General features: G+C 72.1%; 18 protein-coding genes. 8 read left to right on the top strand and 10 right to left on the bottom strand.

The window, feature by feature from the left end; genetic code table 11:
• Positions 1-10 precede the first annotated feature (10 nt).
• The 3 genes from Q5762_RS08125 to Q5762_RS08115 form a co-directional block, all read right to left on the bottom strand.
• Entirely contained in the window at positions 11-1,273 is a 1,263-nt protein-coding gene (locus Q5762_RS08125; RefSeq protein WP_315891313.1) for a CapA family protein, read from the bottom strand.
• Positions 1,274-1,436: 163 nt separating this feature from the next.
• The gene (locus Q5762_RS08120) at positions 1,437-1,949 is read right to left on the bottom strand and encodes a hypothetical protein (RefSeq protein ID WP_315891312.1); all 513 of its coding nucleotides are present in this window, start codon (positions 1,947-1,949) and stop codon (positions 1,437-1,439) included.
• A gap of 24 nt (positions 1,950-1,973) precedes the next feature.
• Complete coding sequence (locus Q5762_RS08115) at positions 1,974-3,113, bottom strand: magnesium and cobalt transport protein CorA (protein WP_315891311.1); 1,140 nt, start codon at positions 3,111-3,113, stop codon at positions 1,974-1,976.
• A gap of 414 nt (positions 3,114-3,527) precedes the next feature.
• Between Q5762_RS08115 and Q5762_RS08110 the strand changes: the two genes are divergently transcribed.
• The 4 genes from Q5762_RS08110 (at position 3,528) to Q5762_RS08095 (ending at position 7,015) form a co-directional block, all read left to right on the top strand.
• Positions 3,528-4,163 carry a suppressor of fused domain protein gene (locus Q5762_RS08110; protein WP_315891310.1) on the top strand — a complete coding sequence of 212 codons (636 nt, stop codon included), beginning with the start codon at positions 3,528-3,530 and terminating at the stop codon, positions 4,161-4,163.
• Positions 4,164-4,285: 122 nt separating this feature from the next.
• Complete coding sequence (locus Q5762_RS08105) at positions 4,286-4,924, top strand: DUF6758 family protein (RefSeq protein ID WP_315891309.1); 639 nt, start codon at positions 4,286-4,288, stop codon at positions 4,922-4,924.
• Between the two features lie 119 nt (positions 4,925-5,043).
• Positions 5,044-5,904, top strand: a complete 861-nt coding sequence (locus tag Q5762_RS08100) for a PHP domain-containing protein (RefSeq protein WP_315891308.1) — start codon at positions 5,044-5,046, stop codon at positions 5,902-5,904.
• A 505-nt stretch (positions 5,905-6,409) separates the two neighbouring features.
• Positions 6,410-7,015, top strand: a complete 606-nt coding sequence (locus Q5762_RS08095) for a MarC family protein (RefSeq protein ID WP_315891307.1) — start codon at positions 6,410-6,412, stop codon at positions 7,013-7,015.
• 87 nt (positions 7,016-7,102) lie between these two features.
• On the opposite strand, the gene Q5762_RS08090 is transcribed toward Q5762_RS08095, so the two are convergent.
• The gene (locus Q5762_RS08090) at positions 7,103-7,255 is read right to left on the bottom strand and encodes a hypothetical protein (protein ID WP_315891306.1); all 153 of its coding nucleotides are present in this window, start codon (positions 7,253-7,255) and stop codon (positions 7,103-7,105) included.
• A 183-nt stretch (positions 7,256-7,438) separates the two neighbouring features.
• Here Q5762_RS08090 and Q5762_RS08085 point away from each other — a divergent pair, with 183 nt between their 5' ends.
• Complete coding sequence (locus tag Q5762_RS08085; RefSeq protein ID WP_315891305.1) at positions 7,439-8,365, top strand: NYN domain-containing protein; 927 nt, start codon at positions 7,439-7,441, stop codon at positions 8,363-8,365.
• 41 nt (positions 8,366-8,406) lie between these two features.
• On the opposite strand, the gene Q5762_RS08080 is transcribed toward Q5762_RS08085, so the two are convergent.
• Both Q5762_RS08080 and Q5762_RS08075 read right to left on the bottom strand, forming a co-directional pair.
• The gene (locus Q5762_RS08080) at positions 8,407-9,294 is read right to left on the bottom strand and encodes an alpha/beta hydrolase (protein ID WP_315891304.1); all 888 of its coding nucleotides are present in this window, start codon (positions 9,292-9,294) and stop codon (positions 8,407-8,409) included.
• Between the two features lie 93 nt (positions 9,295-9,387).
• Positions 9,388-11,580: a DEAD/DEAH box helicase gene (locus Q5762_RS08075; RefSeq protein ID WP_315891303.1), complete on the bottom strand. Its 2,193-nt coding sequence runs from the start codon at positions 11,578-11,580 to the stop codon at positions 9,388-9,390.
• Between the two features lie 487 nt (positions 11,581-12,067).
• Here Q5762_RS08075 and Q5762_RS08070 point away from each other — a divergent pair, with 487 nt between their 5' ends.
• Positions 12,068-12,814, top strand: coding sequence for a ferritin-like fold-containing protein (locus tag Q5762_RS08070; protein ID WP_315891302.1), 747 nt, complete (start codon positions 12,068-12,070; stop codon positions 12,812-12,814).
• 166 nt (positions 12,815-12,980) lie between these two features.
• Here Q5762_RS08070 and Q5762_RS08065 read toward each other — a convergent pair whose 3' ends face one another.
• The 4 genes from Q5762_RS08065 to Q5762_RS08050 form a co-directional block, all read right to left on the bottom strand.
• Complete coding sequence (locus Q5762_RS08065; RefSeq protein ID WP_315891301.1) at positions 12,981-13,247, bottom strand: hypothetical protein; 267 nt, start codon at positions 13,245-13,247, stop codon at positions 12,981-12,983.
• Between the two features lie 210 nt (positions 13,248-13,457).
• The gene (locus Q5762_RS08060; protein ID WP_260229006.1) at positions 13,458-13,685 is read right to left on the bottom strand and encodes a DUF3107 domain-containing protein; all 228 of its coding nucleotides are present in this window, start codon (positions 13,683-13,685) and stop codon (positions 13,458-13,460) included.
• Positions 13,686-13,824: 139 nt separating this feature from the next.
• Positions 13,825-14,481 (bottom strand): TetR/AcrR family transcriptional regulator, encoded by a 657-nt coding sequence (locus Q5762_RS08055; protein WP_315891300.1) that lies wholly within the window; start codon positions 14,479-14,481, stop codon positions 13,825-13,827.
• Between the two features lie 147 nt (positions 14,482-14,628).
• Positions 14,629-14,844 (bottom strand): hypothetical protein, encoded by a 216-nt coding sequence (locus Q5762_RS08050; RefSeq protein ID WP_315891299.1) that lies wholly within the window; start codon positions 14,842-14,844, stop codon positions 14,629-14,631.
• Between the two features lie 134 nt (positions 14,845-14,978).
• Between Q5762_RS08050 and Q5762_RS08045 the strand changes: the two genes are divergently transcribed.
• Positions 14,979-15,968, top strand: a complete 990-nt coding sequence (locus tag Q5762_RS08045; protein WP_315891298.1) for an alpha/beta hydrolase — start codon at positions 14,979-14,981, stop codon at positions 15,966-15,968.
• A gap of 8 nt (positions 15,969-15,976) precedes the next feature.
• Positions 15,977-17,431, top strand: a complete 1,455-nt coding sequence (locus Q5762_RS08040) for a DUF3152 domain-containing protein (RefSeq protein WP_315891297.1) — start codon at positions 15,977-15,979, stop codon at positions 17,429-17,431.
• Positions 17,432-17,532 lie beyond the last annotated feature (101 nt).

Here is a 17,532-nt window from a genome sequence, read left to right as displayed (position 1 = left end):
CCTGGCTCGGCTACTTCGTGGCGCGGGTCAGCCCCTGGGCGCCGGCGCCACGGGACATGACGGCCTCGGTGACGCGGGCGTCGACCGCCGCGTACCGCGCCTTCTTGCCGGCCGGCGCCTCGCACGACGCGCACACGACCCGGAACGGCGGGCTCATGTCGGAGTACTGGGTGAGGTACTCGGCCTTCGTCACCGTCCACCGGCCCGGGTGCTCCGTGGACGGCCCGAAGGTGAAGCGCGGGATCGAGGACATGTTGCCGCGCAGCTTGTCGGACGGGACGAAACTGGCGACCTGGTCGCCCATGCCGTAGACCACCCAGGTGCCGTTGACCTTCTCGTACGGCTGCGGCACGTGGTTGTGCGTCCCGATGACCAGGTCGATGTCGGGCAGGCCGTCCGTACGGGAGGCCGTCAGGGCCTGCGCCAGCTCGCGCTGCGCCTCGTCCGGGGCCTCCTGCCACTCGGTGCCCCAGTGGATGCTGAGCAGGACCACCTGAGCGCCCGCCTCCCGGGCGGCCCGCGCGTCGTCGATGATCCGCCGCTGGTCGGTCAGGTTGACCGCCCAGGGCTTGCCCTGGGGGAGCGGGATGCCGTTCGTCCCGTACGTGTACGAGAGCTGCGCGACCTTCGCTCCGCCGGCCGTGTACCAGGCGGGGGCCTTCGCCTCCTCGGCGTCGCGCGCCGAACCGACGTGCTTCAGGCCGACCCGGTCGAGCCCGTCGAGGGTCCGGGTCAGGCCTTCGAAGCCGGCGTCCAGGGTGTGGTTCGAAGCCGTCGAGCAGCCCTCGTAACCGGTCTCCTTGAGGGCGTCGGCGAGCTGGTGGGGGGCCTTGAAGGTGGGGTAGCCGGTGTAGGGGCCGCCGGGCTTCCCGTAGGGGATCTCGTGGTGGCATATCGCCAGGTCGGCGCCGGAGACGATGGGCTTGACGCCCGCGAGTATCTTCCGGAAGTCGTGGCTGCCGCCGCCCTCGGCGTCCATGGCGGCCCGCTGGATGATCGACGGGTAAGGGATGACGTCGCCGGTCGCGACCAGGGTGAACGGGCGGGCGTCCGGGTCAGGGGTGGGCTTCCCCGGGGTGTCGGAGGCGGCGGGGGCCGCGTTGCCGCCCGCGTCGCGCGAGGAGCCCTGCGAGGACCCCTGCGAGGCGGCCTGCGGGTCGCCGCCCGCCAGCCAGACGCCTGCCGCGCCGACGACGGCCAGACAGACGGCCGTCGCCACGGAGGTGGCTGAATTCCAACGCCACCTTCGGCGCTCCTCGTTGAGATTCGTCATGAACGCCCTGTCCCGAACTGAAGTAAATCGCCTGTCATATGAGCAGATGCGTGTCTTTCTGGTCAGGTTCCATCAGGAACGGACTATGCGCACGCCGAAGGCGCGCCGGTCCACAGGGCGAGGCGTGGGGCGCTGGGGGGTGCGGTTGCGTGCGGGTGAGGGCTCAGCCCTTGCGGCGGCGCTTGAACAGCAGGCGCGGGAGGCCGGCCGGGATCGGGCGGCGGGTGATCGCGTCGGAGGCCTGGGGGGCCGCCGCGAGCGAGCCCGTCGGAAGCTCGGTCGTGGAGTCGAGCGGAGCGAGCCGGAGCACCCGGCACTCGCGCGCCCACCGGTCCGGCATGGCCTCGCCGTCCGTCGCGTTCAGCCGCTTGCCCTTCAGCTCGGCGACCGCCGCGTCCCACTCCTCCGTACCGGGAGCGAGTTCGGAGACTGCCGCCGTCCAGGCGACGATCCGGCCGCCCTTGTCCTTGCTGCGGACCGTGACCTCGGCCGTCGCACCCGCGACGAGCCCCGGGAGCGGCTGCTCGCCCGGACCGTCGCCGACGACGTGCGCCGCGCCCGCGTGCCAGACGTGCCACAGCGCCCGCGCCGCGGGGGCGTCGCCCCGGACCCAGATGAGGCCGGACTTCTTCGTGGCCTCCTCGACGAGGGCGGGCCCGAGCGGCGTGTCAGTCATGGCCAGCAGCCTATCGGGAGCCGTCTAGAGCCAGCCGTTGCGCTTGAGGGTGCGGTGGATGGCGAAACAGATGGTCGTGATGCCGACGAGCACCATCGGGTACCCGTACTTCCACTCCAGTTCCGGCATGTAGTCGAAGTTCATCCCGTACACACCGCAGACCGCCGTCGGGACGGCGATGATGGCCGCCCAGGACGTGATCTTGCGCATGTCCTCGTTCTGCGTGACGGTCGCCTGCGCCAGGTTGGCCTGGAGGATCGAGTTGAGCAGCTCGTCGAAGCCGACGACCTGCTCCTGCACGCGCGCGAGGTGGTCGGCGACATCACGGAAGTACTTCTGGATGTCCGGGTCCACCAGCCGCATCGGGCGCTCGGACAGCAGCTGCATCGGCCGCATCAGCGGGGTGACCGCCCGCTTGAACTCCAGTACCTCACGCTTGAGCTGGTAGATCCGCCCGGTGTCCGTACCGCGCGTGGAGCCCTTCGCCGGCGGTGAGAAGACGTCGATCTCGATCTGGTCGATGTCGAGTTCGACGGCGTCGGCGACCGCGATGTAGCCGTCGACGACGTGGTCGGAGATGGCGTGCAGAACGGCCGAGGGGCCCTTGCTCAGCAGTTCGGGCTCGCCCTGGAGGCGGTGCCGGAGGTTGCGCAGCGAACCCTGGCCGCCGTGCCGGACGGTGATGACGAAGTCGGGGCCGGTGAAGCACATCACCTCACCGGTCTCCACGACCTCGCTGGTCGCGGTGAGCTCGGCGTGCTCGACGTAGTGGATCGTCTTGAAGACGGTGAAGAGGGTGTCGTCGTACCGCTCCAGCTTCGGTCGCTGGTGGGCGTGGACGGCGTCCTCGACGGCGAGCGGGTGCAGCCCGAACTCGGCGGCGATACCGGCGAATTCGGCCTCGGTCGGCTCGTGCAGACCGATCCAGGCGAAGCCGCCGCTCTCCCGCACCTGGGCCATCGCGCCGCGCGGCGTGAGGCAGGCACGGTCGTCCACGCGGCGGCCGTCACGGTAGACGGCGCAGTCGACGACGGCGCTGGAGGCGGACGGGTCGCGGGTCGCGTCGTAGTTGGCGTACGGCGAGGCACCGGCGGCGGTGGGCTTGCGCAGGGAGGTGCGCAGGGAGGGGCGGACCGCGGCGCGCAGGTCACGGATCATCGACATTTGGCATGCTCCTTCACGGAGAAGCCGTCGGCGAGACGTGGCACAGCCCGGAATGAGGACGTGGAGCTACATCGTCCACAAAGCGGGCGGCACCGCGGGATCGCGGTGACGGCGTTCGCTACAGACAGGCAAAGGCGAAGTGCTCTTCCGTCGTGCGAGATGCCGGGTGACGGTGGGCGGACCGGGTGCGGAAGGCCTCAGATCACCGGGGAGAACGCACCGGGCTCAGGTGCGGGGCGGAAGAGCGGTTGGTACTGCCCGATCGACTTCGATCCACGCAGCCCCACCTCCTCCAGCCGGTCCCCCTTGGGGGATGACGAGTGGTCGGGAGTACCGACCAGCGGCCAAGACTATCAGCCGACAGAGGGCCAATCCCTTTCTTTGCCCGTTTCCTACGGGCTTTATGCTCGCCGCATGGGAGAAGTTCTTGCTCTGGTCGAGGCCCGGCTGCGTTCGGCGCTCGGTGAACCGGACGCGCGCGCCGCGGTGACGTTTCTCGGCACGGATCGGATCGAGGTGCTCCGCTTCCTCGACGGCGATGTCGTGCGGTACGCGACCCTCGGCATGTCCGCGTACCCGATGACCGACCCGACGGCGGCGCTCGCCGACCCGGTGAAGGGCCCGCGCGCGGAGTTGGTGCTTTCGGTACGGGCCGGGCTCGCCGACACCGACAAGGTGCTGCGGCCGCTCGCCGTCCTCGCCTCGACGCCTCAGGTCGAGGGCGTGGTCGTGGCCGCCGGCGCCTCGCTCGACGTCGGCGAACCGCTCTGGCCGGGGGCGCCGTTCAGCTCGGTGCTCGTGGCGGAGTCGGGCGGGCTGGTGGAGGACCTGGATCTGAATGAGGCGATGTCGCGAAGCGACTCCTTGAGGGGTGGTGGTCGGGCGACGGGCGGGACTATGGAGCCGGTCCGGTTCCTGCCGCTGCTGCCGATGACGTCCAACGAGGCGGCGTGGAAGCGGGTGCACGGGGCGCAGGCGCTGGAGGAGCGCTGGCTCGCCAACGGCACGGACCTGCGCGATCCGCTGCGGCGTTCGGTGACCCTGGACTGACGGCGGGGTCCCTCGGTTGCGCGGTTGGTTGCCCGTTGTATCTACCACTCGGGGTGAACTGGTCGGTCCGGACGGGTGATCGTCCTTGACGCGGGCGCGGAGGGGTAGGACCGTTGGGCTCTATGAGGGGCGAACCCAGTTGCCCGAGGTGCGGTGGCCGGGTCAGGGCGCCCGGTCTTTTTGCCGACTCCTGGCAGTGCGCCGTGCATGGCCCGGTGCACCCGCTGCAGCCCGTGATCCCGCCCAGCGTCGAGGCCCTCGGTGTCGTCACACACCGGGCCCAGGTGCCGGTCTGGATGCCGTGGCCCCTGCCCGTCGGATGGCTCTTCACCGGGGTCGCGTACGCCGGTGACGACCGCAGCGGCGGGCGCGCGACGGCCGTCGCCTGCTCGGGGCCGGGGCCGCTCGGCGGGATCGGAGAGCTGCTGCTCGTGGCCGAGGAGCTGGGCGTCGGACTCGGCGCGCGGTACGCCGGCCTCGACGGCCCCGACCCCGGAAACGGCCTGTCCATCGACAAGCCCGCGCAGACCAAGGTCCTCGCGGCCGGCCGCCCGACGCCGCTCTGGCATGTGAACGGCACCCCGGAGGACCGGGCGGTCTTCGCGGGCGAGGCGCGGGGGCTGTGGCTGTGGGCGATCGTCTGGCCGGAGCAGTCGGGGCTGCTGATGTACGACGAGCTGGTCCTGACGGACCTGCGGGACGCGGGCGCGGAGGTCGAACTGCTGCCGTGCGGGGCGCTGACACCGCGTCTGCTGACGTAGTGCCGCCGTAGGGGATGACGTAGGGGGTGTAGGGGGCGCGCGGGCCGAGTGGGTGTGATTCGCCCGTTATGCTGGAGCGTCCCCTTGTCCGCCCCTCCTTGACCCTGGAGCAACGCGTCGTGCGCATCGACCTGCACACCCACTCCACGGCGTCGGACGGTACGGACACCCCGGCCGAGCTGGTCCGCAACGCGGCCGCCGCCGGGCTTGACGTCGTCGCCCTCACGGACCACGACACCACGCGCGGCTACGCGGAGGCGATCGGCGCGGTGCCCGAGGGGCTGACCCTCGTCACCGGCGCCGAGCTGTCCTGCCGCCTCGACGGCGTCGGCCTGCACATGCTCGCGTACCTCTTCGACCCCGAGGAGCCGGCGCTGGCCACCGAGCGCGAGCTCGTCAGGGACGACCGGGTGCCGCGCGCGCGGGCGATGGTCGGCAAGCTCCAGTTGCTCGGTGTCCCGGTCACCTGGGTCCAGGTCGCCCGGATCGCCGGGGACGGCTCGATCGGCCGCCCGCACGTGGCGGAGGCGCTGGTCGAGCTCGGGGTCGTACCGGACGTGTCCGGGGCGTTCACGCCCGAGTGGCTGGCGAACGGCGGACGGGCGTACGTGGAGAAGCACGAGCTCGACCCGTTCGACGCGGTCCGGCTGGTCAAGGCGGCCGGCGGGGTCACGGTCTTCGCGCACCCGCTCGCGGTCAAGCGCGGCGAGGTCGTCCCGGAGGCGGCGATCGCGCGCCTCGCGGAGGCGGGCCTCGACGGCATCGAGGTCGACCACATGGACCACGACGAGGCGACGCGGGCGCGGCTGCGGGGCCTGGCGAAGGAGCTGGGGCTCCTCACGACCGGGTCGAGCGACTACCACGGCAGCCGTAAGACGTGCGTGCTCGGCGAGTACACGACGGACCCCGAGATCTACGGCGAGATCACCCGCCGAGCCACCGGCGCCTTCCCGGTCCCCGGCACAGGCGGACCCGCCTAGGGCCTATGCGCCCTACCCCCTTACGGGGCTCCCGGCCCGTACGGGTCCTGCCACCCGCCACGGCATCCCTACGGGGAGGTCGGGGTCGGGCCCGCCCACGGCTCCCTTACGGGAGGCGGGGTTCGTCCCACGTCGGTCCTGGCGGCCGCCACGGCTTCCCTCCGGGGAGGCGGGGTTCCGGCCCGTGCACGGCCTGCCGGCTGTCTCGGCTCCCTGCGGGGAACCCGCTCCGGCGCCGCTTTCCGTCGTCCTCCCGCTTCCGCCTGAATATCCGGCCTCCGCCGGAGCCCCTACGGGACGCGAAGGCGGTGCCGGCCCGGGAAACCGGGCGCCGCTAGGTGGCGGGTCGCACGGCCCCGGGCCGTGTGGACCTGAGCCCTGGCAGGGCCCTTCCGGGACCCCTGGCGCCCGGGCGGCCCGTAGGCGCCCGCCCGGGCCCCTACGGGCCGCCCGCATCCCCCGCCGCTTCACCCACCCTCGTACACCCCTCATCGCAAGGCACACCGTGTTCGACGTCGCCGTATTCGGCTCGCTGTTTCTGACCCTGTTCGTGATCATGGATCCCCCGGGGATCACCCCGATCTTCCTCGCGCTCACCTCCGGCCGTCCCGCCAAGGTGCAGCGGCGGATGGCCTGGCAGGCCGTTGCCGTCGCGTTCGGGGTCATCACCGTCTTCGGGATCCTCGGGCAGCAGATCCTCGCCTATCTCCACGTCTCCGTACCCGCCCTGATGATCGCCGGCGGTCTGCTGCTCCTGCTCATCGCGCTCGACCTGCTCACCGGCAAGACCGACGAGCCCAAGCAGACCAAGGACGTCAACGTCGCCCTCGTCCCCCTGGGCATGCCCCTGCTCGCCGGGCCCGGTGCGATCGTGTCCGTGATCCTCGCCGTGCAGCACGCCGAGGGCGCCGACGCGCAGGTCTCCGTCTGGGCCGCGATCGTCGCCATGCACGTCGTGCTCTGGCTGACCATGCGCTACTCGCTGCTGATCATCCGCGTCATCAAGGACGGCGGCGTCGTCCTCGTGACCCGGCTCGCCGGCATGATGCTGTCCGCCATCGCGGTGCAGCAGATCATCAACGGCGTCACCCAGGTCATCCAGGGGGCGTAAGCGCCGCCCCGGACGCCACTGCGCCCCCGTACGGATTCCGGTCGACGGAGTCCATGCGGGGGCGCGGTGCGTTCGGGCTCGTACGCGTTACGAGGCCGTACTGTCGGCCGGGCGGATCCAGATGCGCTGGCCGATCGAGGCGGCCTGCTGCACGATCCGGTTGACGGAGGCGGCGTCCACGACGGTCCGGTCGACGGGCGTGCCGTCGATGTCGTCGAGTCGCAGGATTTCGAAGCGCATGGGCTTCTCCCTTCGTCTGGAGTTGATCCTCCTGTTGGAGAACTGCGGTGCGTGTTACGTACTGGTCCAACGAGATGCATCCTGCAAACATTCCCTACGCTAAGGAAATTTTTCGGATGGCTAACTACTAGGCGAGGTGGGACGTTGGCGGGAGCCGTGCGAGCGGCGGAGAATGAGCCCCGTATGAACGACGCAGAGGCACCCCCGACGCCGCCAGGCGACCCCGTCCACGCGCTGCAGGCCCGCCTGGAGCTCACCAATGAGCTCCTCCGGCGGATGCTGGCCGAAGTGGCGAAGACCCCCTCGACCCACGCCATCTTCGTCGACGCGGGTTACGTCTATGCTGCGGCCGGATTGCTGGTCGCGGGCACCGAGGACCGCCGCTCCTTCGAGCTCGACGCCGGGGGGCTGATCGAGGCCTTCATCGACAAGGCCCGCACGATCTTCGCCGACAGCCGCCTGCTGCGCGTCTACTGGTACGACGGCGCACGCCGCCGCATCCATACCCCCGAGCACCAGTCCATCGCCGAACTCCCCGATGTCAAGGTCCGGCTCGGCAACCTCAACGCCAACAACCAGCAGAAGGGCGTCGACTCCCTCATCCGCTCCGACCTGGAGTCCCTCGCCCGCCACCGCGCCATCAGCGACGCCGTACTGGTCGGCGGCGACGAGGACCTCGTCCCGGCCGTCGAGGCCGCCCAGGGCTACGGGGCCCGCGTCCACCTCTGGGGCATCGAGGCCGCCGACGGACGCAACCAGGCCGAGCCGCTGCTCTGGGAGGTCGACAGCCGGCGCACCTACGACCTCGACTTCTGTCGCCCCTACGTCACCCGACGGCCCGTCACGACGTACGAGAACGACGGCGAGCCCCCGCCCTCACGCGACGAGGTCCGCTTCATCGGCGCCCGGATCGCCGAGATGTGGCTCACCGAGAAGGGCCGCAATGCCATGGCCGAGCTGCTCCCCGGCCACCCCTACCTGCCCGGACCGGTCGACCAGGACCTCCTCGTCGAGGCCGAGAAGCTCCTCGGCCGGTCGCTGCGCGGCCACGCCGCCCTGCGCCGGGCGCTGCGCGACGGGTTCTGGCAACACCTGCAGGCGCGGTTCTAGCAGTTCTCGCGGTTCTAGCAGTTGTCGCAGCTCTCGCCGTTCTAGCGAGGCAGCGCCTGGGTCCGCGTTTCGTCGGCGTGGGTCCAGAACGCGGCAAGGCGTGCCGCCAGTTCCTCCGGGTGCGAGACGTTGGGGGAGTGGCCCGCGCCCGCGACCACCGTGTGGTGCGCGCCCAGGCTCGCCGCCGCCGCGGCAAGACCGTGCACCGGCCAGACCATCTCCTCCGCGCCGTACGCGATGTGCACCGGCAGCGGCAGCGCGGCCAGCCGTGCCGTACCGTCCGGATCGCGCAGCAACAGCCGCCCGGCGCCCGCGAGTTGGGCGATCCGGGTGCGCATCCAGCGCCGCCGCAGGAACCGTACGATCTCCGGCGGGTCGGCCGCCCCCGGCTCCTCGCCGCGGCTGTCCAGCCAGCGGGTCGCCAGCCAGACCCGCTCCTTGGGCAGCACGGCGAGTGCGCCGCGCAGCGCCAGGACCCTGACCCGCTGCGGGCGCGCGACCCGGCCGGGGCCCGAGGAGAGCAGCGTCAGCGAGCGGAACGCGGGGGGTGCGAGCTCGGCGGCCGCACGGGCCACCAGGCCGCCGAAGGAGTGGCCGAGCAGATGTACGGGACCGTCGCCCAGCACCGCCGCCTGCGCCACCACGTCCAGGGCGAGCGCCCGGCGGCTGTACGCGCGCCGGCCACGCGGCCCCGGGGTCTCGTGCTGGCCGCGCCCGTCGACGGCCACCGCGCGGTAGCCCTGCTCGCCGAGCGGGCCGAGCAGGGCGAGGAAGTCCTCCTTGCTGCCGGTGTAGCCGGGCAGCAGCAGCACCGTGCCGCGGGTCTCGCCCTCGGGCGCGGCGTCCAGGACGGCGAAGTCGCCGCGCGTGGTGCTCAGCCGGTAGGCACGGGTGCGCGGTGGCAGCGCCAGGGACCGGGGCTTGCTCATAGAGGGACTGTAACCGCTGTTCGGCGGGGGCCGGGAAGCACCGCGGCCCGGCCCCTGGGGAGGGACCGGGCCATCGGAAGGTGCGACCTCGCGTCAGCTCTCGGGCTGCGCGGCGGCCTTCTTCGTCGTACGGCGACGCGGGGCCTTGGGGGCCTCGGCCGCCTCGGCCGCGGCGGTGGCCTCCGCGGGAGCGGCGGCCGCCTTCTTGGTCGTACGGCGACGGGGCGCGGCCTTCGGCTCCGAGGCGTCCGGGGCCTCGGCGACGGCGGCGACGGCCTTCTTGGCCGTGCGGCGGCGCGGGGCCTTCGGGGCCTCCTCGGCGGCGGCCTCGACGGCCGGTGCCTCGGTGGTGGCCTCGGCGGTCTCGACGGCGACGGCCTTCTTGGCGGTGCGGCGGCGGGGAGCCTTCTTCGGCTCCTCGACGACCGTCTCGACCGTCTCGACCGACTCGGCGGCCACGGGGGCGGCCTCGACGACCTCGGCAGCGGCGGCCTTCTTCGTCGTACGGCGGCGGGGGGCCTTCTTGGGCTCCTCGACGACCGGCTCGGTGACCGCGACGGCGGCGACCGGCTCGGCGACGGTGACCGGCGTGGCCGCGGCGAGGGCGGCGGCCGCCGTCTCCACGGTCTGGAAGGACACCGTGTCCTCGGGCTTCACGACGCGCGCACGGCGGCGGCGCGGGGCCTTCGGGGCCTCGACGGCCTCAGGAGCCTTGGCGGCCCTGGTCACCGGCTTGGCGGCGACCGGCTTGGCCTGCTCGGCGCGCGGAGCGACGACGGCGACCGCGACCGGAGCGACGGCGACCGGAGCCACGGCGACCGGGGCCTCCGCGACCGGGGCAGCGGCGGTCTCGACGACCGGAACGCTAGACGCGCCCGTCGCACGGGTGCGGCGACGGCGGCGCGGGGTGCGCGGCTCCGCCGACACGTCCTCCGTCACCGGAGCGGCGGCTGCCGTGGTGGTGACAGCCGTCTCCTCGGCGGAACCGCCACGCGTACGGCGACGCTGGCGCGGGGTGCGCGTACGGGCCGGGGCCTCCTCGGCCGCCGGGGCGGCCTGCTTGGCGCCACGGCCGCCACGGCCACCACGGCCGCCGGGCTCGCCCAGGTCCTCGAGCTCCTCCGCGCCCAGACCCGCGCGGGTCCGCTCGGCGCGGGGCAGGACACCCTTGGTGCCCGCCGGGATGTCCAGCTCCTCGTACAGGTGCGGGGAGCTGGAGTACGTCTCGACCGGCTCGTGGAAGTCAAGGCCGAGCGCCTTGTTGATGAGCTGCCAGCGCGGGATGTCGTCCCAGTCGACCAGGGTCACGGCCGTGCCCTTGTTGCCCGCGCGGCCGGTGCGGCCCACGCGGTGGAGGAACGTCTTCTCGTCCTCGGGCGACTGGTAGTTGATGACGTGCGTGACGCCCTCGACGTCGATACCGCGCGCGGCGACATCGGTGCAGACCAGCACGTCGACCTTGCCGTTGCGGAAGGCGCGCAGCGCCTGCTCGCGAGCGCCCTGGCCGAGGTCGCCGTGGACCGCGCCGGAGGCGAAGCCGCGACGCTGCAGCTGCTCGGCGATGTCGGCCGCCGTGCGCTTCGTACGGCAGAAGATCATCGCGAGCCCGCGGCCGTTGGCCTGCAGGATGCGGGAGACCATCTCCGGCTTGTCCATCGAGTGCGCGCGGAAGACGTGCTGCTTGATGTTGGCGACGGTCACGCCCTCGCCGTCGGGCGAGGTGGCGCGGATGTGCGTCGGCTGCGACATGTAGCGGCGGGCGAGACCGATGACCGCGCCCGGCATGGTGGCCGAGAACAGCATGGTCTGACGCTTCGCCGGAAGCATGTTCATGATCTTCTCGACGTCGGGCAGGAAGCCCAGGTCGAGCATCTCGTCGGCCTCGTCGAGGACGAGGGCCTTGACGTGGGACAGGTCCAGCTTGCGCTGGCCCGCCAGGTCGAGCAGACGGCCCGGGGTGCCGACGATGACGTCGACGCCCTTCTTGAGCGCCTCGACCTGGGGCTCGTACGCCCGGCCGCCGTAGATGGCGAGCACGCGGACGTTACGGACCTTGCCGGCGGTCAGCAGGTCGTTGGTGACCTGGGTGCACAGCTCGCGGGTGGGGACGACGACCAGGGCCTGCGGGGCGTCGGTCAGCTGCTCGGGCTTGCGCCGGCCGGCCTCGACGTCCGCGGGGACGGTGACGCGCTCCAGGAGCGGCAGACCGAAACCGAGGGTCTTGCCGGTGCCGGTCTTGGCCTGGCCGATGACGTCGGTGCCGGAAAGGGCGACCGGAAGGGTCATCTCCTGGATGGGAAAGGGGCTCACGATGCCGACGGCTTCGAGCGCCTCGGCCGTCTCGGGAAGGATCCCGAGCTCTCGGAAAGTCGTAGTCAGGGTGCTGCCTCTTCTGTGAGACGCGGCGCGAGGCGAACGCTGGGGGTCGTACCGTGCCGATTCGCTTCCGGCCGGATCGACGAATGGATCACAGCCGGGTGGCGCGGGACCACTGCCGTCGCTCGAGCGTCGTGCCGCTGAGGGTCCCTCCTGCGGGTGCGCGGGGAGGGTTTGCGGGTCGGAGCCAGTCGGGCCACCGACCGGGCATCCTCATTCATGAGTCGGCCCACCGAGTACGTCCGAACGTGCGAAAACTTGTCCGCATACTCAGCAGGCGCTTTACCACTGTACCCCGGATTCGCGCATGTGTGTTGGGAGAATTGGTGATGAGGGCGCGGTCACAGTGACTGACCAGGGCCTTGAGCCCGCCGGGGAGCGGGCTATTGTGCGCTTCATGGAGACGCCTGACAACGCCACGCCCGCCGAAGAGCCCCTCACCGGGATCGCCGCCCAGGACTGGGCCACCGCTTCCGCCCAGCCGCAGTACCGCGCGGCGGTCGTCGATCTGCTCGGCGCGCTGGCCTACGGCGAGCTGGCGGCCTTCGAGCGGCTCGCCGAGGACGCCAAGCTGGCGCCGACCCTTGCGGACAAGGCTGAGCTGGCGAAGATGGCCTCCGCCGAGTTCCACCACTTCGAGCAGCTGCGGGACCGGCTGGCCGCGGTGGACGAGGAGCCGACGGCGGCGATGGAGCCGTTCGCCAAGGCGCTGGACGACTTCCACCGGCAGACCGCTCCGTCGGACTGGCTGGAGGGCCTGGTTAAGGCCTACGTCGGCGACTCCATCGCGAGCGACTTCTACCGGGAGGTCGCGGCCCGGCTCGACTCCGACACGCGCGGGCTCGTGCTCGCGGTCCTGGACGACACCGGCCACGGCAACTTCGCCGTGGAGAAGGTGCGCGCCGCGATCGAGGCGGACCCGCGGGTGGGTGGCCGGCTCGCGCTGTGGGCGCGCCGCCTGATGGGCGAGGCGCTCTCCCAGGCCCAGCGGGTCGTCGCCGAGCGCGACGCGCTCTCCACGATGCTCGTGGGCGGGGTCGACGGCATGGCGGCGGGCTTCGACCTGGCTGAGGTGGGGCGGATGTTCTCCCGGATCACGGAGGCGCACACGAAGCGGATGGCTGCGCTGGGCCTGGCGGCGTAACGGAGTACGTGTGGGCAATCGTCCCGCTGGGGCGGTGGCGGTCCCCCCGGACGAAGTCTGGGTGAGGGTGGGCACACGGGACGGCGCCCTTGCGGGCGCCTTCCGCACATGGCCCCCGTACCCCGGGACCGGCCGCGCGTCGGGCGGTCGTTGGTTGAGGCGCTGCTCACGCCGCCGCTGATCGGCGTAGGCGGGAGGCCGGGCGGATCAGGAGCGAGAGCAGGACCGCTGAGATCGCCACCGCGCCCGCGAGCGTCGACAGGGCGTGGCCCGGGCCGAGTGCGCCGTGGGTCACCAGGGCGCCGAAGACGGCCCCGAGCGTGCCGGTCGTGAGGACGACCGCGCGTGCGGGGAGGCGGTCGGGCAGCCGGTGCACGGCGGCCCAGGCCAGGGCGAATCCGAGCAGGGCCGAGCCGAGAGCTTCCAGGAACACGGGATCACCTCGCGTGCGGTGCGGGGCGGGCAGTGCGGTCGTAGGCGGTCCTACCCGGGCCGACTCACACGCAATCCTCCCCGCCCGCCTCACCTGCACCTTCGTCCCGTCCCCACACGCCCGCGCAGATACGAAACCCACCCGGACGGACGAAGGGCCCGGCGGAACGAATCCGCCGGGCCCTTCACCCATGTCTACGTGCCGTACGCCTCAGAGCGCGCCGAAGCCCACCCGGCGCACCGCCGGCTCGCCGATCTCCACGTACGCGATCTTCTCGGCCGGGATCAGGACCTTGCGGCCCTTCTCGTCCGTGAGGCTGAGCAGCTGCGCCTTGCCGGCCAGCGCGTCGGCCACGGCGCTCTCGACCTCCTCGGCGGACTGCCCGCTCTCCAGAACGATCTCCCGGGGTGCGTGCTGCACGCCGATCTTGACCTCCACGGCTATGTCCCTCCGAACGGTCAGCGTTGCGCGCCTCGCGCGCCGTACGCTGCACACATTAGCCCGGCGGGGGCACCCGCACGGCGTACCGGCGGAACGCCAGGAGCGAACAGCTCAGGAGCGAACAGCGGCGGAGCGGCTACTGCCCCTCGACCGGCTGCCCGTCCGTCGGGTGCAGCGGGAAGCCCGCGATACCGCGCCACGCCAGCGACGTCAGCAGCGCCACCGCCTTGTCGCGGGGGATGGCGGACTCGCTGGAGAGCCAGTACCGCGCCACGACCTGGGAGACACCGCCCAGGCCCACCGCGAGCAGCATGGACTCGTCCTTCGACAGGCCGGTGTCCTCGGCGATGACGTCGGAGATCGCCTCGGCGCACTGCAGGCTCACCCGGTCCACCCGCTCGCGCACGGCGGGCTCGTTGGTGAGGTCGGACTCGAAGACGAGCCGGAACGCGCCGCCCTCGTCCTCCACGTACGCGAAGTACGCGTCCATCGTGGCCTCGACCCGGAGCTTGTTGTCGCTCGTCGACGCCAGCGCGGTGCGGACGGCCTGCAGCAGTGCCTCGCAGTGCTGGTCGAGCAGGGCCAGGTAGAGCTCCAGCTTGCCCGGGAAGTGCTGGTAGAGCACCGGCTTGCTGACGCCCGCACGCTCGGCGATGTCGTCCATCGCGGCGGAGTGGTACCCCTGGGCGACGAACACCTCCTGGGCCGCCCCGAGGAGCTGGTTCCGTCGGGCTCGGCGCGGCAGGCGCGTGCCCCGAGGGCGTGCTGCCTCTGTCTGCTCGATGGCTGTCACGCCGCCTCCCAAAAATCGATCCATGCGCGCTGTGGCGCCGCGCCCGCCATCGTACTTTTGGGTAACCCGGCTGTGCGCGGTGCGGACGCAGAATTTCACGGACCGGACGCCGAGAGCGATAGGCGATTCAACGTTAAACCGAACAAATCAGCGGTAGTCGTCTTCGTCGAGCGCGACCACGCGCGCCTGTTCGGAGGAGTCCGCCTCGTTCGCCGAGTCCCGTTCGAGATGGGTGTGCGGCTCATCCTCACGCTGCTGAAGTTCCTTGCGCTGCTCGGCCGCGTCGGCCTCAGGGATTTCCTCGTCGAGCACGACGTCCTCTTCCTCGGCGAATGTGTTCGGCTCGGTCGGATCGACAGTCATGCGATTCCTTCCGGCATGCGGGACCGCTCCGATGGCCCTCACTACGAGCGTAGGAGCACACCCCGCGCGGCGCACCCGAGCCTGTGACGCCACACACACGCGCCGCCGCGTGATCGTCTCGTAATATTGCGGCCATGTCGTCGACCGAGCTTCCGGAGACCCGGACCGCCGCCGCCGCGCCGCACTCGTCGCGCATCCGCGCCGTACGGGTCGCCGACGGCGAGGAGCTGCGCTCCGTCGCGCTGCCCGGGCTCACGCTCACCGTGCGCGCCCGGCCCGGCCGGCGGCCGGGACTGCCGCCCGCGCTCTACGTCCACGGCCTCGGCGGCTCGTCGCAGAACTGGTCGGCCCTGATGCCGCTGCTCGCGGACCTCGTCGACGGCGAGTCCGTCGACCTGCCGGGCTTCGGCGACTCCCCGCCGCCCGACGACGGCAACTACTCGGTCACCGGACACGCCCGGGCGGTCATCCGACTGCTCGACGCCGCCGTCGGCGGCCCGGTCCACCTGATCGGCAACTCGCTCGGCGGCGCCGTCTCCACCCGGGTCGCCGCCGTCCGCCCCGACCTGGTCCGCACGCTCACCCTGATCTCCCCGGCCCTGCCCGAGCTGCGCGTCCAGCGCAGCGCCTGGCCGACGGCGCTGTTCGCCCTGCCGGGCGTGGCGCCCCTCTTCCAGCGGCTGAGCAGGGACTGGACGCCGGAGCAGCGCGTCCGGGGGGTGCTCTCGCTCTGTTACGGGGACCCCGGCCGGGTCTCCGAGGAGGGCCTGCGACACGCCGTGGAGGAGATGGAACGGCGCCTCGACCTCCCGTACTTCTGGGACGCCATGGCCCGCTCCTCGCGCGGCATCGTCGACGCGTACACGCTCGGCGGCCAGCACGGACTGTGGCGACAGGCGGAACGGGTGCTCGCGCCCACGCTGCTCGTGTACGGCGGCCGTGACCAGCTCGTCTCGTACCGGATGGCCCGCAGGGCGGCCGCCGCGTTCCGCGGCTCACGTCTCCTGACCCTCCCGGACGCCGGACACGTGGCCATGATGGAGTACCCCGAGACGGTCGCCCAGGCCGTACGGGAACTGATCGAAGCCAACGAACGCAGTACAGACGACAGTGGCGGGAGCTGATCCGGGGCGTGGGACGACATAGTCGCAAGGGCTCCGTGCCCGCTCCCCCCGCCGACGTGGGGCAGGGGCGAGAACCGGGCCAGGGGCGGGAAGCGACCGGGGCGGGGACGGGGTCGGGGCGCCGCAGGCGCGCACCGGGCGCCCCGGAGACCCACCGGCCGGACCCGTACGGACAGGCCGGCCCCGACCCCTACGGACAGGCCAGGCCGGACCCGTACGGACAACAGGACAGGCCGGACCCCTACGGGCAGGCCAGGCCCGACCCGTACGCGCAGGGCAGGTACGTCGCCGCACCGCAGGGGCAGCGGACCGGATACACGCAGGGCACGGGCGCCTACGGACAGCCGCCGAGTACGTACGGACAGCGGCGGCCCGCTCCCGCCGGGCGTCCCGTCTGGGACACGCCGATGCACGGCACCCCCGTCTACACCGCCCCCGCCGACGCATCCGTACGGGGCGGGCATCCCGAACACACCGAGACCGCGCCGCGGCCCGACCACTACGGCGACCGGCAGGGCAGGCGCCGGCACGGTCCCGCCGAGACCGCCGACGCGCCCCCGCCGTTCATCCCCGGTCCGCGCCGCGAGAGCGACGCCGAGGACCTTGCCGAGTCCCTCCCGGAGGAGGCGCCCGCCAAGACCGGCGGCAAGGGACGGACCTTCACCGGCATCGCGGCCGCCGCCGTCACCACCGTCCTCGCCGTCGTCGTGGCCGGTCAGGTCGCCGACCGGGACATCAGTGCCTCCGTCACCCGCTCGGCCGGAGGGCCCACCGACCGTGCCGCCGAGAACGGCGATGCCTCGCGCTCCGAGACCCGGCCCAAGCCCGTGTCCCCGGCGCCCGCCGCGCCCGCCAAGCCGCCCACGTACGAGCAGCTGATGGCCCGCCAGTTCCCGATCGACCCCAAGCTCACCGCTTCGGGCGAGTTCGAGGCCGTACCCGGCTTCGACAGGGCCCCGGGCAAGGGGCGCAAGATCCGCTACCGGGTCGACGTCGAGAAGGGGCTCGGGCTCGACGCCAAGCTCTTCGCGCAGGCCGTGCAGAAGACCCTCAACGACGAGCGGAGCTGGGCCGGTCAGGGCGCCATGACGTTCGAGCGGATCTCCAGCGGAGACCCGGAGTTCGTGGTCACGCTCGCCAGCCCCGGCATCACCGGCACGTGGTGCGCGAAGTCCGGTCTGGACATCACCGTCGACAACGTCTCCTGCGACTCCGCGGCCACCAACCGGGTCATGATCAATGCCTTCCGCTGGGCGCAGGGAGCGGAGACCTTCGGCGTCAGGGCGATGTTCGCCTACCGCCAGATGCTCATCAACCACGAGGTCGGGCACCGGCTCGGGCACGGCCACGTCAGCTGCCGCACGCCCGGCGCGCTGGCCCCGGTGATGCAGCAGCAGACCAAGTCCCTGGACATCGACGGAATCGAGTGCCGTCCCAACCCCTGGGTGCATCCCGGGAGTTGAGCCACCCGTCTATTCGAAGCCGGTCGGCCACGGATTTCCGTGCCTGAATTCCCTTCCTGAGGCGGGGACTTCACGTATTCGCCGTTCGCCGGGAATTCGCG

It is taken from the genome of Streptomyces sp. P9(2023), assembly GCF_032436795.1.
Taxonomy (GTDB): Bacteria; Actinomycetota; Actinomycetes; order Streptomycetales; family Streptomycetaceae; genus Streptomyces.
Note: the sequence above shows the minus strand (reverse complement) of the source record. Positions and strands in the feature narration are given on the sequence as shown.

What these genes read in the sequence shown, in the direction of transcription:
- Q5762_RS08125 (WP_315891313.1), bottom strand. Translation starts at nt 1,273, where the DNA reads ATGACGAATCTCAACGAGGAGCGCCGAAGGTGGCGTTGGAATTCAGCC.
- Q5762_RS08120 (WP_315891312.1), bottom strand. Translation starts at nt 1,949, where the DNA reads ATGACTGACACGCCGCTCGGGCCCGCCCTCGTCGAGGAGGCCACGAAG.
- Q5762_RS08115 (WP_315891311.1), bottom strand. Translation starts at nt 3,113, where the DNA reads ATGTCGATGATCCGTGACCTGCGCGCCGCGGTCCGCCCCTCCCTGCGC.
- Q5762_RS08110 (WP_315891310.1), top strand. Translation starts at nt 3,528, where the DNA reads ATGGGAGAAGTTCTTGCTCTGGTCGAGGCCCGGCTGCGTTCGGCGCTC.
- Q5762_RS08105 (WP_315891309.1), top strand. Translation starts at nt 4,286, where the DNA reads ATGAGGGGCGAACCCAGTTGCCCGAGGTGCGGTGGCCGGGTCAGGGCG.
- Q5762_RS08090 (WP_315891306.1), bottom strand. Translation starts at nt 7,255, where the DNA reads ATGCGCTTCGAAATCCTGCGACTCGACGACATCGACGGCACGCCCGTC.
- Q5762_RS08085 (WP_315891305.1), top strand. Translation starts at nt 7,439, where the DNA reads ATGAACGACGCAGAGGCACCCCCGACGCCGCCAGGCGACCCCGTCCAC.
- Q5762_RS08080 (WP_315891304.1), bottom strand. Translation starts at nt 9,294, where the DNA reads ATGAGCAAGCCCCGGTCCCTGGCGCTGCCACCGCGCACCCGTGCCTAC.
- Q5762_RS08075 (WP_315891303.1), bottom strand. Translation starts at nt 11,580, where the DNA reads ATGACCCTTCCGGTCGCCCTTTCCGGCACCGACGTCATCGGCCAGGCC.
- Q5762_RS08070 (WP_315891302.1), top strand. Translation starts at nt 12,068, where the DNA reads ATGGAGACGCCTGACAACGCCACGCCCGCCGAAGAGCCCCTCACCGGG.
- Q5762_RS08050 (WP_315891299.1), bottom strand. Translation starts at nt 14,844, where the DNA reads ATGACTGTCGATCCGACCGAGCCGAACACATTCGCCGAGGAAGAGGAC.
- Q5762_RS08045 (WP_315891298.1), top strand. Translation starts at nt 14,979, where the DNA reads ATGTCGTCGACCGAGCTTCCGGAGACCCGGACCGCCGCCGCCGCGCCG.